We start from the raw sequence: 26,610 nt of genomic DNA on the forward strand, positions 1-26,610 counted from the left end.
GCCCAAAATATACAGGCTTTCCGGTTGCGACGTGTTCATGGGGGGTGTTCAGGCCGGGTATACCCAAATTAGAACACGCCCATCGGTTCCGGTGGTCAGTTACGCCGTCGTCGTGGTTTCAGCTTTCTGGTAACCTCCGCCAGCCACGCGACTGCACCGGGCGTGGCCTGCCAGGCCTGGCCGTTTTCGTCGACGTAGTCAGCTGCCTCATCCTCCCCCCCCAAAGTGATATAGCCGTCGATGGAAGCAACCAAAGGCTGCTTGCCGGAAAGGACGCCAGGCACATGGCTGTGCGCGAGCCAGGCCTCCTCGGCAAGCTTGCCGGCGCCCGGATCGTTTTCACGAAAGGCAAGAAGTGCCCGCGTGTAGAGCCATGCAGCAGCGCCATCGTCTTCGTGCTGTTTGAGAAGCTTCCTCAGGGCCTTGATATCGTCGCGCGCCAGCAAATGCCCGGCCAGCACGTAGCGGATGCCCTGATTGTCATTCGGATTGAGCTTGAGCATTGACTGATAATGGTCGATGGCCTCCTGGTGCTGACCAAGCCGCCAGAGTACCGCGGCAAGACCTGCCCGCGCCCGCATGTAGGGGCGCGTCTCGAGAAAACCCCAGAAGCGACCGGCATATTCCTCAAACCCGTCAGGGCCCAGCGCCTCTTCACCCGCCGCGACGCCCTTCTGGTAATAGTCCAGCACTTCCTCGACAGACCCCGCCTCTTCTTCGGCCAACAGCACATAGGCGTCGGCGCACAACGGCGAGACTTTAAGCGCTTTCCGGGCCAGCGTAATACGCTTGCTGCGACTGGTTGCTTCCCAAGCCTCATACATGATGTCTTGCGCAGCGTCCGTCGGGTCGCTCCCACGCCCTCCGCCGAAAAGACCTGCCATGAACCCCTCCATGCCGCGCCGGTCCGGCATCGGAGGCAGAGCATTGTCATTTTCCGGCTTCTTGGATTTCGCCACTGCCTTCTTTCGGGGCTTCTTCGATACAGGCATTTCTACCATTCCCTTCGATGCTTCACGCCGCTTGTTTCTGCTCAAAATCGATCCTGCTGTTCAGGTCGAGGTTGAAGCGGCCATAAGGATTGACGTGCCCGTATCAGCGGCGTCAGGCCGCGATAATCCTCCGGCGTTAGCCGCGCCGACCATTTCGGCTCGCTCAACACCGACTGCATCATGCGCGTGTTCACATAGACAAGCGACGCCTGCAGCAGATGCAGGGCCAGCACCGATATCTCCTGCTCATCGAGCCGGTTCGAGGCGATCTCGCCACCCTTGCCGAAGAAGACGAAGCTGTTGGCGCTGTTCCAGTTCTCGATCACATTCAAGCCTTCGTGGATTTCGCGGCGGAATTTCTCGTGGCGCAAATACCGGCAAAGGAAGATCGTCTTGATCGCCCGGCCGAGTTCGGCGAGTGCCTTATAGGTCGGGTGCATCACCTCGGCGCGGGCGAAGCGGCGCAGGATCGCTTCGGGATCGGCTAACCCGCTGTGCATTCTGCTCGATCTCCTCCCAGTTGATGACGCTGGAAAGAATGGGAAGCAGATTGGGCAAGCGCGCAGGCCTGGATGCGGCAGCGCCAGCGTCTGCCGGGCGATCGCCTTAAGGCGTGGCGCCAGTTCAAACCCGAGCAGATGGCAGAAGGCAAAGCCGATCGAGCTCTGGCCGTGGCTGTCGACATACTGCCGCTGGATCTCCATGTCGGTGCAATGCCGAAGCACGCCCTTGATCATCGAAGCAACTTCCGAGGACGAGCACCGCTTGAGTTGCGAGAAGACGCAGGTTGAACCCTTTTCGACGTGCCAGTAGATCATCACGCCGCGACCGCCATAGCGGACATGCCATTCGGTCATAAGGTTGCCGTCCCAGGCGCCGAATTTCTTGGAATCCGAGGCACAAGCCGTGCCGGCTTCGCCCCAGATGGCGGTGTTGCGGATTGCCAGCGTCGCATTGGCAACACGTCCGCAGGCCGCCTCCAGCGCATCCCGATGGATGAAGCGCCGGCCAACATGAAGCAGTTCCTCGTAGCTGACATCCGGGCATCCGGCCGCCACGCGCTTCAGGCCGGCATTCGTGCCCAGCCCGTAAAGACACAGGATCAGACGCCGGTCGAGCGCACCGCGCGAAAGCGCCACACGGGAAGCCGACGTTTCAAAGGCGTCCAGAAAGCCGGTGTCGAGCGCCGTCTCCTTCAACACATCCAGCAGTTCCGTCATCGGCCAACGCCGGCCGATCTCGGCCTTGACCGATCGTAGGCCTTGCGGTTCCGGCAGCGGCTGGAACGGCGTGATCGAGATGCGGTTCTCGCCGCGCCAGAGAATGCGTGCCTTGTCGTTGCGGGGGAGTTCGGCATTCAGCAGCCGCAATTCCCGCTCAAGCTCGGCCTGGATTTTGCGCGTGAAAGCTCGCGCATCCGACGTCAGGTTGAGCGCGTTGTAGTAGGCCGCCCGTCGGCTCTCGAAATCCTTGGGCAGATCGTCGTCCGGATTGCGATAGTGGTCCGCCCCGACCACCCAGATTTCCTTGGCCCGGATGCGGTCGCGCAACTGACTGAGCACGCACAGTTCATAGCTGATCCGGTTGATGCGTCCGTCCTTGCCGATGATCGCGCCGCGGCATTTCGGCGGAATGACGCCTTCGATCGGCACCCCGTTCCGCGGCACCACGCGGCAACCGGTTTCGAAGGCCCGCCTGATCCAGTCCAACGCCCCAAGCACGGGCCGATGCACGGCATTGTTCGAACGAAACTCCAGAACCGAAAGAAGCTTCGGCAGGATTCTTCGATAGTGACCGGCATAGGATCCACGCATAACCTGGTAGATGCGCCGTTCGAGCGTGCCCTTCGCCCGATGCTCCTTGACGATCGCCGCAAGCTTCTCCTTGCCCGCTACCGGAAAGATCACATCGCAGACCCGGCCACCCGGCGCCTCGATCGCGGCACCCACGATATCGACCAGCAGCCGCTCCTTGCCGTAAACCTTCTCGATGTCACGCGCGATGCCGCCCACCACCTTGCGCTTCGAACGCACCCCGATCTTGTGGATGGTCTCCACCAGCAGGTCGATCATGCCGTCGCTGATCTGTGTTTCCCGCATCGTCAGGAAAACGGTATGGAGGCCCCAGTTGCCGCCTCGGGGCGTGGCGGCGCATCTCCGACGCTTTTTCGGCGCCGACCCGCCGAACGATCTGATCGATCCAGGTCTTGCCGGCAGCGGATAGAAGATCCCGCGGTAAATCCAGCTTCTTGATGAAGGCAAGCCGATCAGCCAGGGCAAGCATGTTGTCCAGCGTGGCTGCACCCGCATCTCCTTTGATCGTATGGAACCCGGTCGGGCTATCTGGATCGGCCAGCGATGTTTGCATCAGCGCGACCGTTTCCGGGCGAAGCCGATCCGCAACACCGCCAAGAAAGGATTCCAGAAAGCGTTGCCGCTCGGAGCGCACTATCCGCTCCATCTCCTTGCGCGACGGACCGAAAATCTTGCGATCCCGGCACAACAGAAAAACAGCCTCCATCATCGCTGCGACCGATGCTCCCCCAGGGCAAAGCTCCGTCGCTATCCGGCTCGCAAGTGCGGCTCGATCCGCCCGCTTCATCCGGCGGAAACCAAGATGGCGCTAAATCTCGGCGCAATGGCGCCGCCCTGAACGCCCCGAAAAATCATACCGGCAGAGATCTGCCTTGCTGACGCCAAGCTGCTCGGCCAGATACGAAACCGCGTCATCGGGGGCCTCAGCCGCCGCGGTGGTGAAATATCCGTTCGCGGCGAAGAACTTCAGTTGAACCGCCAGTCCAAGCCTCGACCCGGCCGCCTTGACCTTCAAAAAGTCGATGTCGGCAAAAGAGAGGCTCCACGCCCCGGTCAACACCTCGAGCGAAACGCGCAAACCCATACATCCACTCCCTCTTCCAAGAGTGAATTCTCAAGCGCCGACGCCATACCGGTCAATCCGTTCCGGCAACGTTCCACAACTTGGCCAAAATCGCAGGGCCGATTAGGCCATGATCGGAGTGTCGATAGCGCAGCCAGGTGGCTGCGGAATCATCCCTCCGTCGAGGTCGTCAGCCGAGACCGCTGCCGCCTGTATGCGCAGGCCGTCCGTGAAGGCGCACCGCAGGCTCACCAGGTGGCCGACCGGTTTCATCTGGTCCAGAATCTTCGTACGGCAATCGAGGAACAGATGAGCCTTAGTGGACGTGCTTCAGGAAGACCCATCCTGTCCGAGGACGCTATTGTCGACGCTGCGACACATCGCCGGCGTGCCCGTCTCGCGCATAGTCCTTACGCCAGGAGGGTCTATCCTACCAGATAGGCGGCGAGCAGCATTGAACCCCACATCACCATGGTGCTTTGAAACGTTCCTTGCCCAATGCTGGAAGTAAGGGAACCGCTGCGGACGGCATCTTTTTCATGATGTCAAGCAGCGCGGCTACACCGGCAGCTTCTCCAATCTGGAGCGACTGCTGGGAGCTTGGCGGCGGGCCGAAAGAGTGCGCGCCGATGATGTTCCTTCGATGGCGATCAGCTCGGGACCCGTTCGAGATCCGGATACCGGCCACGCGATTTCGCCAGTTGTTGCCGCGGCGCTGTACATAAAGCCAAGAGGCCTGCTGACGCCTCGACAAGCAAGGAAAGTCGATGCCCTGAAGCAGGGATCTGACGCATTCGCCGAGATGCGACGCCTTGGCAATGCGCTTCAACGGTATCCTTCGGAGCAGGAGGTCGGAAACACTGGCCCCCTAGATCGACGATGCAATCGACTCCGACATCATTCCGACAACAACGCCATCGAGCTGCCCTGGAGCAACGGACAGGCCGAAGGTCAGATCAACCGCCTCAAGACCCTCAAGCGCGCAATGTACGGCAGCCCGCGCGACTGGATGAACCTGCCCGGTTCCCGAGTACATCCGCCACCGTGACGACCGGAAGAAAATTCGAGCTGATCGTAGGCCGCTCGCTGCCTGAAGACGGCGCTCCGCGCTACATCGGTTTCGTCCACGGCTATGATCGCGAGCTGCAACGGCGCATTCTCGACCATCTCAAGAAGCAGGGCGTCCGGGCCAATCAGGATATTACCTTAATCACCGACGGGGGGAAGAAGTCCGCTCGCTCGCGGAAATGATCGCACCGGCGCGAGCATGTCCTCGACTGGTTCCATATCACCATGCGCATCACGGTTTTTCGCCAGTTCGTGCAAGGGCTCGACAACCACGACGAGCAGACCGGACAGGACCTGCTTGCAACCTTGCGCAGGATCAAATGGCATCTGTGACGAAATCGCCGAGCTGCAGCTCGACGCGGAAAGTCTCGACACAGGCTAGCCGAACATGCGCAAGTTCCTGACCCCCAATCGGCGAGTTCCAGGCCTACATCGCCTTCCAACAGTGCCAGCCTGATCAATTACGGCGAGAGCTACCGGGCCGGAGATCGCATCAGCCTCTCCGTCGGCAAAGAGCTGTTCTGGTTCATCCCAGCCATCGAGCTCAACGTCCCGCGTCGGAGCGCTCTCTGCTTCTGGAGGAAGCCATTAGGTCCGCTCGGGCTTGATCGGAGGCTTGGCCGATGGACGTTGTGTTTGCTTCGCTCGGCTGCCGCCCGATGGCGAGGCTTTGCGAATTGTCAGTCCTCTGCCTTTTCGCCGGTCTCAACGGCGCTGTGTAACGTTCAGTGTTGATGACGACGCCCCCGCTGTTCACGCGGTTGCTCCTGTCCAGTGTACTCGTCAGCTTGTCCTCGGCCTCGCGCGTCTTGCCCAAGTGCCGTTCCAACGGCGCTGGCGCGACCTGTCTGGCTTGCTGCTCTTGCAAGGCGGCGTGTTGCACCTGCGACCCGGGTGCTGCCAAAGCTTCGGCAGGGCTTGCGGCAAGCTCGTGCGGCAAGCGCCCCTCTCTCAGTCGGTTTTGCAGCGCCTGCCGATCGGCGACGAGGTAGTTGAGGTGCAGCGGCAGCTGCTGGTCTGGCCGCTCTTCGTTCGCCAATCGACGAACCAGCTCGCGCGTGCCGTCCACCACGAAGACGCCGCAGTCAACAGCGTTTTTCTGCTGCGCCATGTCGGGTGTTACCAGGGTCGCGTCCAGTCTTGTAGCGAGCTTTCGTGCAGGCGCGTCGTTGTATCGCTGTTCATTTTGCTGGATGGAGTCGTAGTGATAGGCGACCGCTCTTTCCGGATCGCGGCGATCTACGAGGAGCAGCGACCAATGGGTGCCGCGGTCAATACCCACCCCATCGTTCACTGGCACGAACAGGAAGTCGGATGGGCCGGCGTTTCGATTATAAATCGACTGCAATGTGCCTCGCGCGTCTTGCTGCTCCATGTGGCGCAGCAGATGGGAGACCGACGGATCGACCAGCCGCGTCCGGGCGGCGAGCGCTGGATCGGCCTGCTGCAGCTGCTGCTCGAGGAATTCGTAATCCCTCTGGATATGTTCGTCGCCCAGCAGTTGGGTGGCCCCGAGCACCGCCCCCCGGGGGAGATTGGACGAGCCTGACGGAAGGGCTTCGATGTGTGCATCGGAGGAGGTGGTCAGATCGACCAACGGAACCCCGAGATGGGTGTCTGAGAGCCTGGCGGTCGCTGGCAAGGCGGGTCCCGGAGCCCTTGCCGGTACTGCTGCCGCTCCAGCTTCCCTTATCGCTCCGCGATGGAGGAGCCAAACGTCGTTGCCCTCCTCTGGCCTCCGGGCGGTGTAGCCGTGGCCTTTAATCTCGTAGTTCCATTCCGGCTTGTCCGCGTCCGGCAAGAGGCCATAATGGTACAAGGAAGAGAGCATCGCCTCTGGGACGCGTTGAGTCCCATGGGAGAAGCCTTTGGGCACGGCGAACGAAACATTTATGGAGTCCTCGATCGCAGCCGGGGGCGCCTCGGACCTTGCTGAGGGCGCGGCCCCCGCATGCAGCCTTCCGATGTGTTCGGACCCTGTCCCTTGAACCGGTACCCCTTGCAATGGCAATTCACCCAATTGCCGCATGGGGGGCTGCATCGGCATGCGGCCGCCTGAATTGCCGATTTCGCTCGGCTGCTGCTGAATGGCGGCGGCTTGCGGCGTATTCAGGGCCCTCTGCCTCTCCGCCGGCCGCAACGGCGCCGTCGAATGTTCATTGTTGATGATGAACCGCTCGGGTGGCAGGAGGTTGCCCTGGTCAAGCGCATCCGGCCAGGGCCGGATCTGCTGTTGGCTGGCAGCCAAGACTGGCGGGGCGGCGGCCTCAACTCCGGCGTGCCCAGAGCCGGCCGCTGCCAAAGCGTCCGCCACGATCCTGTCTGACGCAGGCTTCGCATCGCGAACCCGTTCAAGCGCCCAGCGGAGATAATGGTTGCCTGGAAACAACACCTCGGCGAATTCGATCCGCGAATCATGATCCAGCCCAGAGATCGTCCGGCCCCGCCTGTCAAGCGCCTCAGAAAATCTGCGAAGACTATGACCATAGACAACACGGGTGCTTGGGGCCAAGCTGCTGTCACTGGTCACTTGTTCCAAGACATGCGCATCTGCCTTTGAAGGCACCGTCACTGGCCACCGGCCAGTCGCTGAATAGCCCGGCTCATGATACGCACGCAGGACGTTCAACGCCGGCCTTATATCCCTTATGTCAGTGTCTTTCGGAAAGAAGGTATTGAGGTGATCGACCAGGGATTGGTGATTTTTTAGATCAGTCGCTTGGCCACGAGCACCGAGATCATTCGCCAATCGGCGAAGCGCATTCGAGTATATTCGGAGCGTCGGCGCCCTATGGTGTTGCTGAGCCTCAGCATGGGCGATCGCCTTATCAATCACGTCCCGGTGTTCGTCGGACAAGTGGGGATAGCGGTTAGCCGGGGCACCAACAGTCGCTGAATAGCCCGGCTCATGATAGGCACGCAGGACGTTCAACGCCCTCTTCATATCATCGTTTTTCGGAAAGAAAGCATCGAGGTGATCGACCAGGGATTGGTGATTTTTTAGATCAGTCGCTTGGCCACGAGCGCCGAGATCATTTGCCAATCGGCGAAGTGCATACCTGTATTTTAGGACCGTGCTCTCGCTATATTTTTGCTGAGCCGCGGCGTGGGCGATCGCCTTATCGATAAGGTCGCGGTGTTCGTCGGACAAATGGCGATAGCCGGTGGCACGGGCGCCACTCGCGACAGGTTCGGCTCGGCGCGGCTCGGCCACGTGCTGCTCAAAGCCCGCTTGCCGCGCTTGGCCAGCATCCGGCAAGGGGCCAGGGCGGTCCAAGAAAGGGAGCATCGCGTCTGGGACGCGTTGAGTCCCATGGGAGAAGCCTTTGGGGACGGCGAATGAGACGTTTATGGAGTTCTCGATGGCAGCGGGGGGTGCCTCAGCCCTTGCGGAGGGCGCGGCCTCCGCATGCAGCCTTCCGATGTGTTCGGACCCTGTCCGTTGAACCGGTACCCCTTCCAATGGCAATTCACCCAACTGCTGCGTGGGGGGCTGCATCGGCACGCGGCCGCCTGAATTGCCGATTTCGCTCAGCGGCTGCTGAATGGCGGCGGCTTGCGGCGTATTCAGGGCCCTCTGCCTCTCCGCTGGCCGCAACAGCGCTGTGTCATGTTCATTGTTGATGATCACCCGCTCGGGTGGCAGGTGGTTGCCTTGGTCAAACGCATCCGGCCAGGGCCGGATCTGCTGTTGGCTGGCAGCCAAGACTGGCGGGGCGGCGGCCTCAACTCCGGCGTGCCCAGAGCTTGCGAAAGCGTCCGACACGCTTCTGTTAGGATCCTCCGGTCCAGCGGGCATCCCTGGGTTGCCGAACAAAGACGAGGCGGCTTGATCACCCTGCCGCTGCTGAAGCACTTCGCGGAACCCCTGTTCCAGTCGCAGAAGCTCCTCTGGATTGGTTGGCGGCTTGTCAGCTCGATTATCGAACAGCGGCCGCAAGGCCTCGGGAACCTCCGCATTGTGAACCCGCTGCAGCGCCAAGCGGAGTTTCTTGTTGCCTGGAAACAACGCCTCGGCGAGTTCGGTCCGCGAATTGTGATCCAGCCCAGAGATCGTCTGGCCCCGACTCTCGAGCTCCTCAGAAAATCTGCGAAGAAGACGACCATAGACGACACGGGTGCTTAAGGCCAACCCGCTGTCACTGCTTAATTTTTCCAGGATACGCGCATCTGCCTTTGACGGCACCGCCGCTGGCCACCAGCCAGTCGCTGCATTGCCCGGATCATGATACGCACGTAGGACGTTCAACGCCGTTTTAATGTTCTGGTCATTCGGAAAGAAAGTATCGAGGTGATCGACCAGGGATTGGTGATTTTTTAGATCAGTCGCTTGGCCACGAGCGCCGAGATCATTCGCCAATCGGCGAAGCGCATTCGAGTATATTCGCAGCGTGTCCGCGCTCTGGTTTTGCTGAGCCGCAGCGCGGTCGATCGCCTTGTCAATAACGTCCCGGTGTTCGGCGGACAGATGGGGATAGCTGGCAGCAGGGCCGCCAGCAGTCGCTGAATAGCCCGGCTCATGATACGCACGCAGGGCCTTCAAAGCGCTCTTCATATCAACGTCTTTCGGAAAGAAAGCACCGACGTGATCGACCAGGGATTTGTGATTTCTTAGATCGATTGCTTGGCCACGAGCGCTGAGATCATTCGCCAACCGGCTAAGTGCAAACGTGTATTTTCGGGCCGTGGTCTCGCTATATTTTTCCTGGGAGTGGGCGATCGCTCTATCAATAAGGTCCCGGTGTTCGTCGGACAGATGGTGATAGCGGGAAGCACGGGCGCCACTCGCAACCGGGTCGGCTCGGCGCGGCTCGGCCACGTGCTGCTCAAAGCCCGCTTGCCGCGCTTGGCCAGCATCCGGCAAGGGGCCAGGGCGGTCCAAGAAAGGGAGCATCGCGTCTGGGACGCGTTGAGTCCCATGGGAAAAGTCTTTGGGGACGGCGAACGAAACGTTTATGGAGTCCTCGATCGCAGCCGGGGGCGCCTCGGACCTTGCTGAGGGCGCGGCCACCGCATGCAGCCTTCCGATGTGTTCGGACCCTGTCCCTTGAACCGGTACCCCTTGCAATGGCAATTCACCCAACTGCTGCGTGGGGGGCTGTATCGGCACGCGGCCGCCTGAATTGCCGATTTCGCTCAGCTGCTGCTGAATGGCGACGGCTTGCGGCCTATCCACGGCCCTCTGCCTCTTCGCTGGCCGCAACGGCGCCGTCGAATGTTCATTGTTGATGATGCCCCCCTGGGGTGGCAGGTGGTTGCCCTGGTCAAGCGCATCCGGCGAGGGCCGGATCTGCTGTTGGCTGGCAGCCAAGACTGGCGGGGCGGCGGCCTCAACTCCGGCGTGCCCAGAGCCGGCCGCTGCGAAAGCGTCCGTCACGATGCTGTTGTGGTCACCCGGTCCAGCGGGCATCCCTGGGTCGCTGAAAAAAGACGAGACGGCTTGATCATCCTGCCGTCGCTGAAGCACTTCGCGGAACCCCTGTTCCAGTCGCAGAAGCTCCTCTGGATTGGCTGGCGGCTCGTCAACTCGATCATCGAACAGCGGCCGGAGCGCCTCGGCCACTTGATCATCCTGCCGTCGCTGAAGCACTTCGCGGAACCCCTGTTCCAGTCGCAGAAGCTCCTCTGGATTGGTTGGCGACTCGTCAGCTTGATCGAACAGCCTCCGGGCCTCGGCAAGGTGCTGCTCAAAGCCCACCTGCCGGGCCTGGACCGCTTGCCCCTCTTCCAAGCCGGCGTCCTGCACCTGCGGCAAAGCTGTTACACGGGATGTAATTTTTCGCTGGTCCACACTAGCCTCGCATCAAACTGTATCGTCAAAGTCCTGCGCCAATCCGCGCAGCGGCTCATCGAGTCGAGATTCTGCGGAGAATCCCTCCTCTGCTTCCGTCAAGGGTGCCGGCTCCGGGAGGGCGCCTGTCTGCCTTGCGACTCTTCCGTGTCATATGTGGCATGTCGAGTCGATCCGGAGGATTTGGAGATGCAAATTCCCATAGCCGTTCACCTGTAGTGGAGTTTCTGATCGCCAAGGGACGGGATACGCGAGACGGGCGCTTAACCTTCAGTGTCATCTGGATGACCCATGCTAGGCGGGTTGGCTTACGACAAGCTGACGGGCACCGTAACGTTAACCGGGCATCGATCAAAATGTGGGATCTGGCGGCATGACCAGATTTTCCCGTGATTATCGTCGCCACCGATTTCCGGCGCAGGTGATTGCCCGTGCCGTTTGGCTCTATTTCCGGTTTCCGCTCAGCCTGCGGATGGTCGAGGATATGCCGGCAGCTCGTGGCGTCATCGTCTCTCGCCAGAGACCGTGCGACTTTGGGCTGAAAAATTTGGCAGACACTTTGCCAAATGATATCCGGAAGTGATCGGCCGGCAAGCTCGGCGACACATGGCATCTCGATGAAGTTGCCATCACCATCGGTGGAAAGAAACACTGGCTTTGGCGCGCCGTTGATCAGGACGGGTTTGTTCTCGACGTGTCGGTGCAAAGCCGTCGCAATGTCAAGGCGGCAAAGCGCTTGATGCGAAAGCTTCTGAAGGCCAAGGCCGTTCGCCGCGTGTGATGATCACCGACAAGCTTCGATCCTACGGTGCGGCGAAGCGGGAGATCATGCCAAGCGTCGAGCATCGCTCGCACAGGGCCCGAACAATCGGGCGGAGAACTCTCATCAACCCGGCCCGCGGCGGGAGAGGATCATGAAGCGCTTCAAGTCAGCGCGACATCTTCAGCCTTTCGTTTCCGTACACGACCCGATCGCCAACCTGTTTAACGTTCCCCGCCACGATTGTCGCTTTTACTTCCCGATTTCAAACGTCGAAATGTCATGTGTTGTTTAGGTTTAGACGCTACGAAGGGCACGATTCTTCGCTAACGATTTCACTGCTGCTCAATTTTGCCAAACCTATTGCACAACCGAAAACCGGCTACCGCCGCGTCATACTCCGATGAAGCATGGTTGGCCGCACGCAACTGCGTAACGGCAGCCGGTTCCTGTACGAGTACGACCTCAACTTCCCTTGGGAGCACGAGGTCCGGCTAGAGCAGCGCCGGCCTGTCAAACCCGGAGCTCACTATCCGGCGTGTACGGGCGGCGACGGCAACTGTCCGCCTGAGGATTGTGGTGGACCGGAAGCCTGGATGTGGCAGAGGGACGAGGCGCTCGGGCCTGACCTCCATGAGGATCTCGCCACAGCATTGCAATTCATCACGGAAATCGGCGACACCCGGTCCCTTGCGGTCCTCGATGATCCGGACCGCGCTTGGGAATTACAGGAATTGCTGTTTCGGATCAAAGGCCGAGCTACACTTGTATGGGGCGATGATTGTCAAGCCAGCTCCTACTTCATTTCGACCATCTCCTAGTTCGGCCGATTGGCGACCATCTCCTCGTCCCGACCTATTTCGCTCTGGCTGCCGCGCGCAGTGACGGTCAAGGCTGGGGCCGCAGGCCCGATCGCGCAGCTACCGGGATTGACCACCGGCTACGGCCCCAGCCACCAGGCGACGGAAGACATCGCGATTTTCCGCGGCATGCCGAACCTGACGATCATCGATCCATGCGACGCGCTCGACATCGAACAGGCCACGGAGGCGATCGCGGACTACAAGGGGCCGGTCTACATGCGGCTGTTGCGGGGCAAGGTCCCCGTCGTGCTCGACGAATATGATTACACATTCCAGATCGGCAAGGCGCGGCTGCTGCGCGACGGTGCGGATGTGCTGTTCATTTCCAGCGGGCTGATGACCATGCGCGTGCTGGAGGCCGCGAAGGCGCTTGAAGCGAACCGCATCGACTGCGCGGTGCTGCACGTGCCGACCATCAAGCCGCTCGATACGGACGCAATCCTTGCCGCCGCGCGCCGGGCTGGACGGATGGTGGTCGTTGCGGAGAACCACACGATGATCGGCGGGTTGGGCGAAGGTGTCGCTGGCCTGCTGATGCGCGAGGGCGTGACCCCTGTCTTCCGCCAGATCGCACTGCCCGACGAATTTCTCGACGCCGGCGCGCTACCGACACTTCACGACCGCTACGGGATCTCAACATCAGAGATCGTGCACCGCGTACGCAAGTGGGTGAAATAGATACGAGGTCCTGACGCGTAACCAGGCTTGGGGTCTGACCCTATGGTGCCAATGTGCCCCTGAAACGCGGTTTCTAGCGTGAAGGCGATCCGCGGCATGGTCAGCGCCGGGAATGCTCCCTGACGCGTCGCTCCTGCGACGCTTTCTCCGGCAAGCGATCGCGCGTCAGCCAGGCGAGCATGGCTCGTGAAGCAACGCTCCCCTCGCGCATCCCGGTCTTGTACTCCCTTCGCATGTTCTTGGCGAGCTCGACCAATCGCAAGACAGCACGCTATGGACGGGGCCGCCCCCGCTGTAGTTCGGCGATGACAGATCGACCAAAACGTCGAGCGCGCAGGGCAGCCGAGGCAGCACTGAAGTTCCACACTGCCCTTTATGCGACTTTCTAAGCACATAACGCGAACATCGAGCCCGAAAGCACCGTCTTTGCTCTCTGCCCCAGAAGTCATTCGCGTATCGAAGGATCAGTATTGCGGCACTGTCGGGCCATGTGGAAGTCGGCTTTCGGCTCAGCAGCAAGAAGCCGCCATTCGTCTGACGACCCTATCGGAGTCATCACCCATTTGCGATTCCCCACCAGACTTTCGATGCCAGAACATGACAGGCCACATCGCGGAAGAAGTCGACTAATGGGCTAAGCGCGGCGGGTACCGTTGACCCTACGATTATTCTGATTTAGAACAAATAAAGAACATCACTGATAGGACTTGACGCGCCAATTGGCTGGAGAGCCAATGATGGTTTGTGCTTGATCATTGTTAGCGTGGTTTTTCCAGCAACAAGGTTCTGCCAATTGACGAATCGTAGCACCGAGCCGATACCGGAGCGAAGACGGGGGGCGACGGACATTGGCTGACCTAAATTGGGAAAAGTTGCTCAATGCGCAACGGCGCAAGGATAAGGCCAAGGGCAAGGCCGCCGAGCGCTCCGCCAAAACCGCCGAACACCGGACCGAGCTGGAGCGCGATCATGACCGCATTCTGTTCTCGACACCTGTTCGACGCATGCAGGACAAAACGCAGGTTTTTCCACTGGACCCCCATGACAGCGTGCGGACGCGCCTGACCCATAGCCATGAAGTAGCTAACATGGCACGCAGCTTCGGTACCGCGCTGGTCCACGTCTATCCCGACAAGTTGAATTTGCCCGAAGCCGTAAATGCCGGGCGTAATGTCCCTGCCCTGCTAGAAGCGATCGGGCTGGCCCACGACCTGGGCAATCCGCCCTTTGGTCACCAAGGTGAGGATGCGATCCAATCTTGGGTGAAGTCCAAGGGACCAGAGATCTTTGAAGGGCTGGATGGTGCCGCATTGCGCGAAGATTTCCTTCGGTTCGAAGGAAACGCTCAAGCATTCAGGCTGCTAACCCGGCTGCAGATCGTCAACGATGACTTCGGACTCAACATGAGCTACGCGTTCCTCGCGGCTCTAATGAAATACCCCAGTCCTTCAGATAAGGTGAACAAGTCGGTGCTGGCTCGCAAGAAGTTCAACTTCTTCCAGTCAGAAGCCAACATCGCCAGGGAAGTCTGGGCTGAAACCGGGCTTGCTGAAGGTATTCGGCACCCGCTTACCTTCGTCATGGAAGCCTGTGACGACATCGCCTACTCCGTCGTCGATGTTGAAGATGCCGCGAAGAAGGGGCTCATCAATTTCGACCGTCTCGTCGGCTACCTGACGCACAAGGCAGAGGAGGACGAGGCCGTTCTCAAGGTAGTCGAGAAGGCCAAGGAGCAGCACCAAGAATTCCGTGAGAAATCCCTGTCGGCGGCAGAGCTTGACGACATCACAATGCAGATGTTTCGGGTCAACGCGATTGGTGTGATGATCGTCGCAGCGACAGATGCGTTCGTGACAAACCTGGACGCAATTATGGCCGGCACGTTCGACAAGGAACTGATGGCAGTGTCCAAAGCGGCACGCCTATGGCGTTTGCTCAAGGAATTCGCCGGCAAGCACATCTACCCGCACCGCCAGGTGCTTGAGGTTGAACTGACGGGCCATCAGACGATTCACGGACTCATGGACATCTTCTGGGCAGCCATCACCAACCGGAAAGATCCGCTGGATATCGCCTCGAAGCGAACATCGCCCCTTCACAGCTATGTCTATTCCCGAATTTCGGAGAATTACCGCCGCGTCGCTGAGGCTTCGGACAACCGCATGCCTATCCGCTATCGTGAACTGCAGCTGATGACGGACATGGTGTCGGGCATGACGGACGGCTTCGCGATCTCGCTGCTGAAAGATCTGCGGGCACGGGGCGCGGCATGACCACATCGCAGCATATGCTGGACCACGGTCTCAGCTCGGACATTGCCGACTTCATCCGAGGGCCGCAAGGGCACGATATCGGCGATCTTATCGACCGTCTGAGTCCGGTCGGGGATTGTGCGATCTTCGGCGGCCTGCCACGCGATTTCGCCCGCGACGGCCGCAATTCCTTCAGGTCGGATGTCGATGTCGTGGTTGACGCCGTCCCTGGAGCATTGGCGGCGCTGCTCGGGCAATTGGGCGGTGAGCGTAATCGGTTCGGCGGGTATCGCTTGAAGTATGGCCGCTTCGACTTTGACGTCTGGGCCTTGCAGACGACATGGGCGGCCAGCAATGACTACGTCGCGGTCCACTCGCTGACTGACCTAGTCAAAACCACGTTCTTCGATTGTGATGCAGTCCTGTTCCACTGCCGCACGCTGGAGATCACCCGGTCCGAGCGATTCTGGGCGAGCATCGAGCATGGCATCGTCGATATCAATCTCGAGGCCAACCCCCACTACATCGGCACGCTTGCGCGCACCTTGCGCATCCTGTTCGATTGGCGGCAGCAGCTCACGCCTCGGCTTGCCAACTACCTGGCAGAGGGTATTGCGCGTAGCCGCAACGAGATCCTGGACTATGCCACGCATAACGGTCTTGGCCTAGCGTCTGGAGCGGACCTCGATGCCGCGATTTCGGCGCTCTACGAGCACGGTGTCGGAAAGACCCTCCTCGAGTGCAAGTCGGTATCGACCGCGCGTCTACCGACCCGGGCGTTGGCGAGCCACCCCGAGGGTCCGGTACGCAGGCGAGGACGGCCGGCTTTCGTGATTCCAGATACTAACCCTTGAAGTTGGTCTTGAAAGAAGTCGAACCACAACCCTGCAGTCACAGCCTCGGCTCCGGGCCGAAGAGCTTGAAGATTCGGCGTTTTCTCCGCGATGGTCGAAGACGATCTCTTGCTTCGCGATGCCCAACTGTCTGTCTGAGACCGCAAAGAGAGCAAACGGAAGCTGGGAAGCGATCAGGCCGGTGCTCGGCGCAGTGCCGCTGGCAAGCTCCGGCACTCGACAATCTGGTCACCAAGAAGGTCTGCAATCCAACCATGGTGTCGCTCCGGGATTGCCATCCGTGCATCCTTCAGGCCGCTTATCACGGCCTTTGCGAGACGTTCGTTTCCGAGCGCTAAAAGGACGCGATCAAGTCGCAAAAGGTCCACCGTGGCGAGCAGCTGGAGAGTTGGAAAGCGATGAGTGGCGATGCGAATTGCTTTGCGTTCATCAATGATTGCCAATCCCTGAGACGATACGGCGAGGGCCAATGTCGCCGCCTCACCGTCATCCAGAGTCGTCTCCGCGGTGCCACTGACCAGGCTTTCAAATATCGCCCCGCTCTTTTCGTCAAACTCAGCAAACTGCAGCAATTCATCCTGTACCAGCCGTTGAGCGAGGTCGGCGTCATTGCGCCCGCTAATCCGATCATGGATGAGCTCATCTCTCACGACCGTACTTGCACTCAGCTTGACATTCAGTGACCGAATGATCTCATGCGCAGCGCCAGTGGCATTGAGATTAATAATGACGCTGGTGTCAGCAACTAGGTTCGGTGGAAGATCACCGGAGAATTGAGGTCGCCGCATTGGCCCCACTTTCCTCGGCATCAATATCACTTAGCAAAACGCGCACCTGGATCCGGTCGATATGAAGGAGCCGTGCAATTTGCCCCTCACTAAGGAGCCCCCGCTTTGCCGCCTCATATGCCATCAGGCCTGTCTTCAGCGACACTGGTCTGGCCGCGTCGTCTTTCAGGCTATCACTCCTCGAAACGTCACCTAACACTTGCTGTGCTTGCTCATCCGTAATGTTTCCGTTCTGAACGAACCAATCCCAAGTTCCTCTTTTCGTAAGTTGGAGCTCTTCAAGGCGCCGGACAAGCGCTTCGCGCGAAACATGGAAATAGTGGGCAAGAACGATCACGTGCCGGCGAGTGAGGCTCGTAGCACCCGCCGTAACTTCAGCAAATTTCTGCCGAACAGCCTGCGCCGGCGTCAAGAAGCTCCTTGCGAAGGCATTGGCATATTTTTCCTCGCGCGAACTCTCCAGTTCGTCGATCTCATAGACCTCTGCGTCTCCGCGCGTAGCTACTAAATGACCAAGCTCATGTGCGGCCGTCTGAGTGCGCCGATCGATTGGATGGTTCGCATTTAAAAGTATGCAGGCACCCACCTTTTCATCATAGGCGAACAAGCCGGAGATTTTCGCCGCTAGGCGTCGAGCGTAAACACGGACACCCATCTGCAGCTCGAGCAGAGTGACTATATCTGCGATCGGCGCAAGCCCAAGACCGAGCCAATGGCGAAGTTCCAAAGCGTGTTGTTCTGCCTGTTGGCGAACGTCGCCAACAAGGATGCGTCTTTCAGGCGGCAGGTTGCGCGCATATTCGACACCGAGCAGAGCCTCAAGCTCAACCTCAGCCCTTACGAGTTGCGCCAAAAGGTCGGCGGCTTTCGCAACCGATGGCTCTTCGTTTTCGGTCAGCTTCCTAAATCTTGGCGTTAGCTCGACGTGGACCGCTTCCTTGCGGAGCAACGCGTTGGTGTTCGTGTCTAGGAACCCTGCCAGCCTCTGCAGCTCCCCGATCTTTGCGCGCCGCGTACCCTTTTCCATCGCAACTAGGGTAGTGCGTGCCACACCGATTGCCTCTGCAGCCTCTGCCTGGGTTTTGCCCGCACTTTCACGCGCGATCCGAATTCTCTCACCTACTTCCACTAGTGAGAGCTGATTATTGGCCTCACTCATCGCTGTCAGGCCAACCACCGAGCGACGAACGATTTGGGTCCGAGATCTTTCATGAATGCCTTCCATTCAAGTTCATGCCGTTCAAGCAGGCCCAAGAGCTGGCCTTCCGCATCCGCATGCGACATGTCCAGTACTTCGGACAATTGCCACGCGTGACGGCTCATGCGTTTCCGATAGGCGGGTGAAGAGCCCAAATCAGCCAAATGATCAAGGTGCAGTGCGCCGGCGATGGCATACTGCTCCATTGCCCCCGTTATTTTGTTAAAATCCTTGGCAGCTCCCCGAGCAAACTTGGGGACTGACAAGTCCTCCCAGATGTAATTCTCTTTTGGCTCGTCAACACCGGCCGCATGAAAGCTGAGCCTGCGAAGCATACAGGCAGCGCAGATGCCGCAGTGGCGCCACTTGTGATCTACGGAGGAATTACGGTTTTGCTGCCAGCACGATCGCGTCTCGATCCACTCCTTCGGCTCGATGGGAAGAGCCGCGAACTCGCGAAGCGTCTCGCCCTTCGTTTTCCACAAGTGCGGAAGCCGATAGGCGACACTGTAGTCAAAAAGCGCAGCGAACAAACGCTCCATCTTAGTGAGAAAGCGTGGGTGGTTTCTGTAGTCCTCGTAGCCATGACTGGTTTGTACCAGCGAAGGCCCGAGCGCGCCCTGACCGCTTTCCGGCATGACGATGTCATGAGTTCCGAGCAGATAGGCTGCGATCGCGCTCAAAAGAGTAAATTTGAAGCCGCGGCTCCGAGCGGAGGACTCGTTGAAGCCGTCTGGTCCAGGTTTGACCCTGAAGGGAATGTTCAGGAATGGAAGCTTTCGAGCGTCGCGACAGGGGCGATCATCTTTTTTCGAGCCCACCCTGATACGGATCAACCGATCCGGGCGCCCTCCTGCCGAAAGCAAAGCGCTCACCGCCCGCGAATCCAAACCATCGCTGAACGGCGTCACTATGCGCGTGGCATCACCAAATTCCAGACGACTCTGCTGACCGACGTCTTCCTCGGGCGCCCGCTGGCGCTGGTAGAAAGAGAGGCTCCACTCATCGCCAGTTAGAAATTTCAAAACGGAAACGAGCGCCGCGATGACCTCGGGTTCTTGCCAGCGAGCCAAATCATGGACAGGGACAGCTAAATCGAACTTCCGCATCCAGCCCCATGCCGAGCGCTTGCACGTCTTGTCGCAATATTCAACTGCAGCGCTCAGGACCAAAGTGTCGAAGATACGAGTGTCCCAATTCTTCGTACGGTAGTCGTCCAAATCCTTCATGTTGAAAATGATGAATTTGCCAATCTCGACCGGTTGCCAACTTTCCTTGGCTTTCCCGCCGGCCTCAATAACGGCAACCTTGAGTGCGGGGCATTCCCCTTGAAGAACCTTCATAGGGAAACCCCATCGTCAAGACCGTTGCGCGCGGCGGGAGTTCTCGTGATGGCGACCGTGCTGTCACCGAAAAGCGAACGAGCGATACGGGCGAACGAGCCGTTCTCGTTCATTCTAGCGCTGACTTCGCCCATGCGATTGCGGATAGTGCGGCTTGCGCCTGGCCCGCGCTCGACGAGGTAGTGCTCCTCAGTAGTTCGCGCGTTCGCATGCAGACGCTCGCTCAAGGCCGTGACAATCCCGTCCTGGACCGCATCACGTCCTTGCAAGCCTTGCTGGACGGCCATTTGGGTGCACTCGATCGCGTTTGCGGCCAGTGGATGCACCGTCGGATCATCGCGCAGCTCCTGCAGCTGACGCTGCAATTCATCCGGCTGCCTGCTGAAAAGATCGCCACCGTCAACAATGTCAATCAGCTGCCTGATCACACCGCGCACTTCCATATTGGCGTCCTGAACTAGCGCGGATTCGGTCGCTTCGCAGACCTCGGAGATAGAAAATGCCGGCTTGTACGCCCATTCAGCGACACGCCGATATTTAGGACGCAGTGGCAGGCTTTTATGCGGACCGTCACTCACTAGAATCTCCCCAATGTCAGTGATGTTGATATTTTTTTCTGACATTGTCAATGTGCGGCGATGTGTATTAATCAGCGATGACCGCTAGAGGTGGATTTGTCACGATACCCGCGCCACACATCACGCGGGTAAGCCGGCAGTCTCTCTGGAAGCTCGCCATGACCGACCAGACGCCCGCAACGAAAAGCTTTCGGCGCCCTATACTGTGCCGCGGACGCAAGCAGACCGGCCTCACGCAGGGCGCGCTGGGCAGCAAAATCGATCTGCGCCTGCCGCGCCGCAAGGGCAGTGAAAGGACATCGAGGACCTTTCTGATGTCTCGGAGTGCGCACCTAAACAACATAGCGCTCCTCCCATCCTTTCGCGAATGCAGAGCGGCTCTTGCGACAGCCAGAAGACAAGCCGCCTCCATACGATCTGGACAATTCGGACGATCCGGACTATGTCTATGTCATTTAGAAATGGAGGCCGCCATGGTCGCAACAGTTCGAAAATCTGGAACAGGCGTGCACGTTAATGTGAGTAGCGCGGCCGTCGCCGACATTCTTGACGTGTTAGCACGGCACAATCCAGGAATCTCCCGATCGGCGCTAAAGGGCAAGAGCAAAATGGTAGCTGCGGTCACTGCGGCAGCCGTCCGGCTTTCGGAGGAGAACCAGCGTCAGATTCTGGTCCATGAAAAGGATCTTGCCCAGGCAATGGAAACAGTGGTCGCGGATCTCGCTGGTCGAGGCGACAGCAGACTGATTAAGCTCGACATTGAAAGGCCTGTTGAGGTCAGCCACGGCGCGGGACTCGGCAACGTAGTAGATCTTGAGGAAGGTCGGCGAAGGGTCGCGGAATATGTAACAGCGGTTCGCCTTGAAGACTGGGCCGGGCCGGTTGCAGGGCCGAGCGATATTGAGAAGGCCTTTGGAACAAGAAGATCCACACTCCATGATTGGCAGAAACGGGGAGCCGTCATCGGCTTGCTGAAAGGTGAACGAAAGCATGTCTTTCCCTTGGCACAGTTTGTGGACGGCCGGCCGGTCAAGGGGATGTCTGAAGTCACCAGCATCATCCGTAATTCTCGCGCGGCCTGGCAATGGCTTATTCAGCCGAAGCCCAGCATCGGGGGCGCTCCCCTCGACCTTCTCAAGGCTGGACGGGTGAACGAGGTTGTTGCGGCCGCCGAACGTGACTTCAGCTGATCGTGAAGCTTGATCCCAAGACAGTCGCGGACCTCGCTCTCGAATTTCAGCCGCGTTCATACCTACGCGTGATGCGCGCCGCGCATATGGCGACGCCGCTGGGGATGGGTTTTGGACACACACGCTTCTCAAGTCCGGATTGGACGTTTCAACTCGTCTACATCGCCCGCGACCTTGCAACGGCAATTGCCGAGACCATCGTCCGGGACAGGTTCGAGGGCAGGACGAAGCGTGTCCTTGATCAAAGCGAGATCGAAGAGTGGGCCGTAGCGGAGATTACGGCGACTTCTCCGCTTACGGTACTCGATCTGCGGACCACGGGCCTCCTCAGGTTGGGAGTCAGCACTGACGCCGCTCGAGCCAAGAAGCACCGGCAGGGGCGACAACTCAGCGCGGCGATTCATGGCGCCTTCGCGATTGACGGCCTGCTCTATGCATCCCGTCTCACGTCCGCCGAGTGTGTGGCCGTTTACGATAGAGCCATTGAGGGAAAGCTGGACGCGTCGCCAGCAATAAATCTCGTGCGGCACCCAGACCTGATAGCAGCTCTGCAGTCTATTGGCCTCTCCCTTCGGGGAGGTGCCTGACGATGGCCGGGAACGTTACGTCGGTGAATTTCTCGGGACGTTTCAAGAAGCTGAACGGAACCGTCGCACTGACCGCAACGCATGCGGACATTATCCGGTCACTGCTGACGGTGGGGTATCCGAGCCGAAGGGCGGCCGTGCGCGTCGTGGGTAGGTGGAGGGAACGAATGCTGGTCGCGATGGCGACTGGCTATCTCGACAATGCGCTAAACACGACGCTTTACTTCCGCAATCTCGAGCAGTCGGAGAAGGTCGGTGTTTCCTTCCTGCTCGGCGAGGCATTCACCCACTGGTACGCGCAGGACAGGATGAAGATTGAATATCTCGTCCATGTGGGTGGGCTGTCGAGTTGCTCGTGGACTTCACCGGCTACTCCGCTTGCCCCGAAGACGGGCGCGTCCCCGCCAGCCGCAAAGAGCCGTCCCGATTTCATCGGCATACGCCGCACCGAGAGTCATGTCTTCGAAAGCAAGGGCCGGATTCGGCGGCCGACGGCAAGTGCTGTGAGCAAGGCGCTCGTGCAAGTGTCCGCCCTTCATTCGGTCAATGGCAAGGCGCCAAAGACCCGGTGTGCAAGTTTCTTCATGCTCAGGAGCGCTGGTACCGAGGGGTTCGTGTCCGACCCTCCCGGTAATGGAGAAGGCAGCGCTGTCAACTTCGATGTGCTAGATGCGCTTGCCAAGGCATACTCCTTCTTCCTGGACGAACCTACGACGGATCTGCAGGCAGAAGTTGTTGACGGATATGTTGGTCGCGAAATTGAAGACGGTGTTTACTTCGGCCTTGACCAGAAAGTCTTTGCTGCCATCCTAGAACGCCCCGACAGTGAGCAAGAACGCAGCCGTCGGACAGCTGAGATCTTCGAAATTATAGCCGGCAGGTTGCAATCGTACGAGGGTCGGAAAGAGCGGAACGTTTCGCCTGGTCCGGACGGAACCATACTCATCGACCGTCGATCGCGCCCCCGCAGCAGACAGCGGATAAATGCAAAATAGCAATTGCAAGGCTGGGCCCGAGTCGCCCTAACTGCATGGAGAACGGTCGATGATGCCATCTTACCCTGTCGGAATTGGTTGTTACTCTCCTTGCCTTACAATTTGATAAACACGCTTTCTGGACAGTTCGATCTGTTCGACCTTGATTCCGGCTATAGGAAAACACCGCGACGCGTTGCTCCGGCTCGGCCTGCGCGGAAACAGCCTAATGTTGCACCGGAGGCTGAGGATGGTCTGATGTGACGAACTTCGGTTTCTGCGCGGGGACATCTATCGTTGGCCCGAAGCGGAGCCGCTCACGCGAGGGCTTTCAGCAGCTGATCGCTTCAAAGCAGCGTAGTTTGCAGGTGCTGACCTGCCAGTCGTTACAAATCATCTTTGCTTTAATTTGAACGGTGGGCCACTACTGCGGCATATTCTTGGTGCTCGCATATATGGGGGAAGAAGAGGGATGGCTGACGAGGATGTGGCGCCGCGGCGCCAATTCCAGATTGTCCGCAACGGCGATTCGACACCTGCCAACATAGATTGGTCCCAAGGAGTCGAGACAGTTCAAAAGGGCATCGCCGATGCCCTGAACGCGCGCAACGTTGCGTTCCTGTTGGGCGCTGGCTGCTCCTCGTTGCGTGTCGACGGAGAGGAGCGAGGCATCTCAACCATGCAGCCCCTCGCTGAGATATTTTGCAACACTACCACCCAAGCGTTGGCAGCCGCACAGCAGGCTGCGGAAGACGAGGATCTGTTGGGCGAAGGCAGCGCCGACGTGCCCCCTGTAGAGCCGCCTGACTGGCTTCTAACCAAAGAAGAAGTAGCCATTCTCCAAGAGGCGGGCGTCGAACTGGAAGATGAGTACGCTCGCAACCTTGAGCGCTTGATGGAGGTATTGCACAGTCTTCGTTTCGTCTCCCAACGCAGCGCGAAATCATCCCATTGGGCGCGAGCCAAGGAGCTGACGGAGGTAATCAACAAGGTCCAGGCATTCCTCTGGGAACGGTGCACTGACGGTGCTTTCGCGAAGGGAGATACAGCTGTCCGCGACCTCTATGAGAAGTTCTACCGAAAATTAGTGTTGCGCGACCGAAGCCTACCCCGGCCATGGGTGTTCACTACGAATTATGATCTGTTCAATGAAACGGCGATGGACCGCCTCGGCATTCCCTATGCCAACGGTTTCTCCGGCATCATAGAGCGCCGTTTCAATCCCTCCACATTTCGCTACGCCTTGGCTGAGCAGCTCGATCTTTCAAACCGCAAATGGTCGGCGGTCGATGCGTTTGTCTACCTGTGCAAGTTACACGGATCGATCAGCTGGACAGAAGACGATCACGGCCTGTTCCCAATCCGTGAGAAGTGGCCGGCCGACGGCAGCGCCAAGATGATGATCTTTCCCACGCCCGCAAAGCAGAACTCGAGTCTAGGGTCACCATATGCCGACCTTTTTCGCGAATTCCAGTCGCGCATCGTCCGCGAGCAAAGCGTGCTTGTGACTTCGGGCTACGGGTTCGGCGATGAGCACCTGAACAACATCATTTACCAGGCGCTGACAATACCGACCTTTCGGTTGATTATCTTTGCATCACCGGACGCACCCGGAGAGATTGCCAAACTGCGCGCCCTTGGTGATCCGCGGATCTGGATAATCGGTGGCGACGGTCCGGAGCCGGGTACAAGGGCACATTATTTCGACACGATGGTCGATCGGTTCATGCCTCAGCGGCCAAGCGAGCGTATCGACGACGCCGTTCGCAAGGTGATGAAGGAATTGGCTCCGGACAAGGGCGATACCGAATGAGTCACGACGATCGCAAACGGGCGGTAGGCAAGGTCACGTCAGTGGCAGCAGACAGGTTCGTGGTCGAGATGCACGCGGGAACCGACAACTTCACGGTCGTGGGCTTTGACGACGTGCACTACGTCGCACGTTTGGGCTCGTTCCTGATGATACCGACTCACGCCGAATATGTTGTCGCTGAGGTTGTGGGGCTGCGCGAACGTGATGTTGCTGCATCCTCGAGAGGCGACCTCGACAAAGCAGGATCGGCGAAATTCCTCGATGTCGTGCCCGTCGGCATGTTGCCTGCTTCGGGCGATGGAAAATTCCGGTTCGGTGTCTCGGTCTTCCCTTCGCTCTACGCGGACGCATTGTATGCCCTCGACAGCGAACTCGACCGGATATTTGAGACGAAAACCGAGGTTGAGGCCGGCATCGGACCTGACGGGCAAATCTGTGTGCCGGCGAAAGCCACCCGCTTTCGTGTTTTAAGCATCGGTCAGTCCGTGGTGTTCGAGGACTATGCGGTGAAGGTCCGCCTCGACGATTTCTTCGGTGGTCACGTCGCAGTGCTTGGCAACACGGGAAGCGGAAAGTCGTGCACAGTCGCTTCGATTCTTCAGGCGCTTTTTGAAAAACCGGACGAACATCATGCCCGGGGCGCCACGTTCGTGGTGTTCGACGTCAACGGCGAGTATCGGCAGGCGCTAGAACCACTGGCAAAGCCAGGCGGTATTGGGATCGACCGGGTCGTACTCGATGGCACAGCCACTGGCTTCCGCTTGCCCCATTGGTTCTTGGATCTTTCAGAGTGGGAACTGCTGCTCCAGGCCAGCGAACGCACGCAGGTACCCATACTGCGCATGGCGCTTGGCCTTTCAACGATGTTCTCAGAAGCTGGTGCCAACGATCTCGGCGGCGTGAAGAACCACATCCTTGCCAAATGTATCACGCAGATCGTGCGCGACGATTCCAGTAGTCCGTCCAAGCATGACCGGATAGTTGGCATCCTCCAGCGATTCAACACTGGTGAAATCAATCTGCAATCCATCCAACCTTTCATTGCAATTAGCTACGGTCAGCTGGCTGATGCCCAAGGTTTAGACGACTTTCTCGTCGGCGAGAATGCCTTTGTTATCGACGAGTTGAAGCTGCCGGATTACGAAAACATCCCTTTCGATTTCCGCTCACTAGGAGAGGCAATGGATCTCGCCATCCTTTACGAGGAGGCACACGGCAACCGCCAGATACGTGACTACTGCTCGCAGATGGTCACCCGCCTGAAATCGCTTGAGGAGCGTCGGGAGTATGAATTTCTGCGCCACTCACTGCCAGTCGGGGGGCAAGCCGGTGAAGGTCAGAGCGAATTCCTAGCCCGAATCCTCGGGCTGACCGCGAAGGGCAGTGGCCTGACTAAGACCAGTCAGGTCGTGATCGTCGATATGAACGCCGTATCGGATGACGTCGTCGAGCTTTTCTGCTCGGTTCTCGCACGCATGACGTTTAGGCTGCTGCGGCAAGCCGATCCGCGTAACCGTTTCCCAGTTCACTTGCTGCTTGAAGAGGCTCATCGCTATATTGCCTCCACACCCTCCCGTTATGCGTTGGACGCAGCGAAGGTTTTTGAGCGGATAGCCAAGGAGGGTCGCAAGTACGGTATGTTCCTCATGGTAGCATCACAGAGGCCAAGTGAGCTTTCAAAAACCGTGTTGTCTCAGTGCTCCAACTTTGTCGTTCACCGCATTCAGAACCCAGACGACCTGTCGCAAATCCGTCAGATGACTCCATTTATTTCCGACGCGGTTCTCAAACGGTTGCCATCCCTCCCCAAGCAGCACGCGTTGGTGTTCGGAACATCCGTGAATTTGCCGACGACGTTCCGCGTCAGGGACGCGTCTCCCCGGCCATCCAGCGACGACACCAAAATAGTTGATCTCTGGTTCCACGAGGAAGGTCGCCGAGCGAACATCCGACTCGCCCCGCTCGTACCCGATCCGGATGACGTATTCTCAGATCTAGTGTGAC

At 59.0% G+C, this 26,610-nt stretch carries 17 protein-coding genes and 4 pseudogenes; 12 read left to right on the top strand and 9 right to left on the bottom strand.

The window, feature by feature from the left end; genetic code table 11:
* Nucleotides 1–95: 95 nt before the first annotated feature.
* The 4 genes from MesoLj_RS33450 to MesoLj_RS33465 form a co-directional block, all read right to left on the bottom strand.
* The gene (locus tag MesoLj_RS33450) at nucleotides 96–992 is read right to left on the bottom strand and encodes a tetratricopeptide repeat protein (RefSeq protein WP_202323979.1); all 897 of its coding nucleotides are present in this window, start codon (nucleotides 990–992) and stop codon (nucleotides 96–98) included.
* A gap of 41 nt (nucleotides 993–1,033) precedes the next feature.
* Nucleotides 1,034–3,064, bottom strand: a complete 2,031-nt coding sequence (locus MesoLj_RS33455) for a Tn3 family transposase (RefSeq protein WP_202323980.1) — start codon at nucleotides 3,062–3,064, stop codon at nucleotides 1,034–1,036.
* Nucleotides 2,985–3,515 carry a hypothetical protein gene (locus MesoLj_RS33460; protein ID WP_202323981.1) on the bottom strand — a complete coding sequence of 177 codons (531 nt, stop codon included), beginning with the start codon at nucleotides 3,513–3,515 and terminating at the stop codon, nucleotides 2,985–2,987. The genes MesoLj_RS33455 and MesoLj_RS33460 overlap by 80 nt, the downstream gene beginning before the upstream one ends.
* Before the next feature lie 99 nt (nucleotides 3,516–3,614).
* Nucleotides 3,615–3,890: a DUF4158 domain-containing protein gene (locus MesoLj_RS33465; RefSeq protein ID WP_010913953.1), complete on the bottom strand. Its 276-nt coding sequence runs from the start codon at nucleotides 3,888–3,890 to the stop codon at nucleotides 3,615–3,617.
* A 111-nt stretch (nucleotides 3,891–4,001) separates the two neighbouring features.
* On the opposite strand from MesoLj_RS33465, the pseudogene MesoLj_RS33470 reads away from it, so the two are divergent.
* Nucleotides 4,002–4,863, top strand: a pseudogene (locus tag MesoLj_RS33470) (transposase); the annotation flags it as partial.
* Nucleotides 4,864–4,869: 6 nt separating this feature from the next.
* Nucleotides 4,870–5,435: pseudogene (locus MesoLj_RS33475) on the top strand (ISKra4 family transposase); the annotation flags it as partial.
* Nucleotides 5,436–5,481: 46 nt separating this feature from the next.
* On the opposite strand, the gene MesoLj_RS33480 reads toward MesoLj_RS33475, so the two are convergent.
* Nucleotides 5,482–10,692, bottom strand: a complete 5,211-nt coding sequence (locus tag MesoLj_RS33480; RefSeq protein ID WP_446720344.1) for a Ulp1 family isopeptidase — start codon at nucleotides 10,690–10,692, stop codon at nucleotides 5,482–5,484.
* 409 nt (nucleotides 10,693–11,101) lie between these two features.
* On the opposite strand from MesoLj_RS33480, the pseudogene MesoLj_RS33485 reads away from it, so the two are divergent.
* From MesoLj_RS33485 to MesoLj_RS33505, 5 genes and pseudogenes are all read left to right on the top strand, one after another.
* Nucleotides 11,102–11,726 (top strand): annotated as a pseudogene (locus MesoLj_RS33485) (IS6 family transposase); the annotation flags it as partial.
* A gap of 172 nt (nucleotides 11,727–11,898) precedes the next feature.
* The gene (locus MesoLj_RS33490; RefSeq protein ID WP_202323984.1) at nucleotides 11,899–12,309 is read left to right on the top strand and encodes an IS1096 element passenger TnpR family protein; all 411 of its coding nucleotides are present in this window, start codon (nucleotides 11,899–11,901) and stop codon (nucleotides 12,307–12,309) included.
* Between the two features lie 90 nt (nucleotides 12,310–12,399).
* A pseudogene (locus MesoLj_RS33495) lies at nucleotides 12,400–13,029 on the top strand (transketolase family protein); the annotation flags it as partial.
* Nucleotides 13,030–13,877: 848 nt separating this feature from the next.
* The gene (gene dgt, locus MesoLj_RS33500; RefSeq protein ID WP_202323985.1) at nucleotides 13,878–15,302 is read left to right on the top strand and encodes a dGTP triphosphohydrolase; all 1,425 of its coding nucleotides are present in this window, start codon (nucleotides 13,878–13,880) and stop codon (nucleotides 15,300–15,302) included.
* Nucleotides 15,299–16,135 (top strand): hypothetical protein, encoded by an 837-nt coding sequence (locus tag MesoLj_RS33505; RefSeq protein WP_202323986.1) that lies wholly within the window; start codon nucleotides 15,299–15,301, stop codon nucleotides 16,133–16,135. Before dgt ends, MesoLj_RS33505 begins: the two co-directional genes overlap by 4 nt.
* A gap of 173 nt (nucleotides 16,136–16,308) precedes the next feature.
* Here MesoLj_RS33505 and MesoLj_RS33510 read toward each other — a convergent pair whose 3' ends face one another.
* From MesoLj_RS33510 to MesoLj_RS33525, 4 genes are read right to left on the bottom strand one after another with little or no spacing between them, the layout of a single operon-like run.
* Nucleotides 16,309–16,923 (bottom strand): hypothetical protein, encoded by a 615-nt coding sequence (locus MesoLj_RS33510; RefSeq protein WP_202323987.1) that lies wholly within the window; start codon nucleotides 16,921–16,923, stop codon nucleotides 16,309–16,311.
* Nucleotides 16,898–18,148, bottom strand: coding sequence for a helix-turn-helix domain-containing protein (locus MesoLj_RS33515; protein WP_342215816.1), 1,251 nt, complete (start codon nucleotides 18,146–18,148; stop codon nucleotides 16,898–16,900). Before MesoLj_RS33515 ends, MesoLj_RS33510 begins: the two co-directional genes overlap by 26 nt.
* Entirely contained in the window at nucleotides 18,088–19,464 is a 1,377-nt protein-coding gene (locus MesoLj_RS33520) for a 7-cyano-7-deazaguanine synthase (protein WP_202323989.1), read from the bottom strand. The genes MesoLj_RS33515 and MesoLj_RS33520 overlap by 61 nt, the downstream gene beginning before the upstream one ends.
* Complete coding sequence (locus MesoLj_RS33525; RefSeq protein ID WP_244730572.1) at nucleotides 19,461–20,087, bottom strand: hypothetical protein; 627 nt, start codon at nucleotides 20,085–20,087, stop codon at nucleotides 19,461–19,463. The genes MesoLj_RS33520 and MesoLj_RS33525 overlap by 4 nt, the downstream gene beginning before the upstream one ends.
* Before the next feature lie 428 nt (nucleotides 20,088–20,515).
* On the opposite strand from MesoLj_RS33525, the gene MesoLj_RS33530 reads away from it, so the two are divergent.
* The 5 genes from MesoLj_RS33530 to MesoLj_RS33550 all read left to right on the top strand — a co-directional run bounded on the left by MesoLj_RS33530 (nucleotide 20,516) and on the right by MesoLj_RS33550 (nucleotide 26,609).
* Nucleotides 20,516–21,232: an antitoxin Xre/MbcA/ParS-like domain-containing protein gene (locus MesoLj_RS33530; RefSeq protein ID WP_202323990.1), complete on the top strand. Its 717-nt coding sequence runs from the start codon at nucleotides 20,516–20,518 to the stop codon at nucleotides 21,230–21,232.
* 2 nt (nucleotides 21,233–21,234) lie between these two features.
* On the top strand, nucleotides 21,235–21,819 hold the full coding sequence (locus MesoLj_RS33535; RefSeq protein WP_202323991.1) for an RES family NAD+ phosphorylase: 585 nt from the start codon (nucleotides 21,235–21,237) through the stop codon (nucleotides 21,817–21,819).
* A 2-nt stretch (nucleotides 21,820–21,821) separates the two neighbouring features.
* Nucleotides 21,822–22,814: a hypothetical protein gene (locus MesoLj_RS33540; RefSeq protein ID WP_202323992.1), complete on the top strand. Its 993-nt coding sequence runs from the start codon at nucleotides 21,822–21,824 to the stop codon at nucleotides 22,812–22,814.
* A gap of 451 nt (nucleotides 22,815–23,265) precedes the next feature.
* Nucleotides 23,266–24,606 carry an SIR2 family protein gene (locus MesoLj_RS33545; RefSeq protein ID WP_202323993.1) on the top strand — a complete coding sequence of 447 codons (1,341 nt, stop codon included), beginning with the start codon at nucleotides 23,266–23,268 and terminating at the stop codon, nucleotides 24,604–24,606.
* Entirely contained in the window at nucleotides 24,603–26,609 is a 2,007-nt protein-coding gene (locus MesoLj_RS33550; RefSeq protein WP_202323994.1) for an ATP-binding protein, read from the top strand. The genes MesoLj_RS33545 and MesoLj_RS33550 overlap by 4 nt, the downstream gene beginning before the upstream one ends.
* The last annotated feature ends 1 nt before the right edge of the window (nucleotide 26,610 follow it).

It is taken from the genome of Mesorhizobium sp. 113-3-9 (assembly GCF_016756515.1).
Lineage (GTDB): Bacteria > Pseudomonadota > Alphaproteobacteria > Rhizobiales > Rhizobiaceae > Mesorhizobium.

Excerpts from the sequence above, each read along its gene's own strand:
- MesoLj_RS33540 (WP_202323992.1), top strand. The coding sequence starts at position 21,822 with ATGGCCGGGAACGTTACGTCGGTGAATTTCTCGGGACGTTTCAAGAAG.
- MesoLj_RS33455 (WP_202323980.1), bottom strand. The coding sequence starts at position 3,064 with ATGATCGACCTGCTGGTGGAGACCATCCACAAGATCGGGGTGCGTTCG.
- MesoLj_RS33515 (WP_342215816.1), bottom strand. The coding sequence starts at position 18,148 with ATGGAAGGCATTCATGAAAGATCTCGGACCCAAATCGTTCGTCGCTCG.
- MesoLj_RS33520 (WP_202323989.1), bottom strand. The coding sequence starts at position 19,464 with ATGAAGGTTCTTCAAGGGGAATGCCCCGCACTCAAGGTTGCCGTTATT.
- MesoLj_RS33525 (WP_244730572.1), bottom strand. The coding sequence starts at position 20,087 with ATGTCAGAAAAAAATATCAACATCACTGACATTGGGGAGATTCTAGTG.
- MesoLj_RS33510 (WP_202323987.1), bottom strand. The coding sequence starts at position 16,923 with ATGCGGCGACCTCAATTCTCCGGTGATCTTCCACCGAACCTAGTTGCT.
- MesoLj_RS33460 (WP_202323981.1), bottom strand. The coding sequence starts at position 3,515 with ATGATGGAGGCTGTTTTTCTGTTGTGCCGGGATCGCAAGATTTTCGGT.
- MesoLj_RS33490 (WP_202323984.1), top strand. The coding sequence starts at position 11,899 with ATGGTTGGCCGCACGCAACTGCGTAACGGCAGCCGGTTCCTGTACGAG.
- MesoLj_RS33450 (WP_202323979.1), bottom strand. The coding sequence starts at position 992 with ATGCCTGTATCGAAGAAGCCCCGAAAGAAGGCAGTGGCGAAATCCAAG.
- MesoLj_RS33505 (WP_202323986.1), top strand. The coding sequence starts at position 15,299 with ATGACCACATCGCAGCATATGCTGGACCACGGTCTCAGCTCGGACATT.
- MesoLj_RS33550 (WP_202323994.1), top strand. The coding sequence starts at position 24,603 with ATGAGTCACGACGATCGCAAACGGGCGGTAGGCAAGGTCACGTCAGTG.
- MesoLj_RS33545 (WP_202323993.1), top strand. The coding sequence starts at position 23,266 with ATGGCTGACGAGGATGTGGCGCCGCGGCGCCAATTCCAGATTGTCCGC.
- MesoLj_RS33530 (WP_202323990.1), top strand. The coding sequence starts at position 20,516 with ATGGTCGCAACAGTTCGAAAATCTGGAACAGGCGTGCACGTTAATGTG.
- MesoLj_RS33465 (WP_010913953.1), bottom strand. The coding sequence starts at position 3,890 with ATGGGTTTGCGCGTTTCGCTCGAGGTGTTGACCGGGGCGTGGAGCCTC.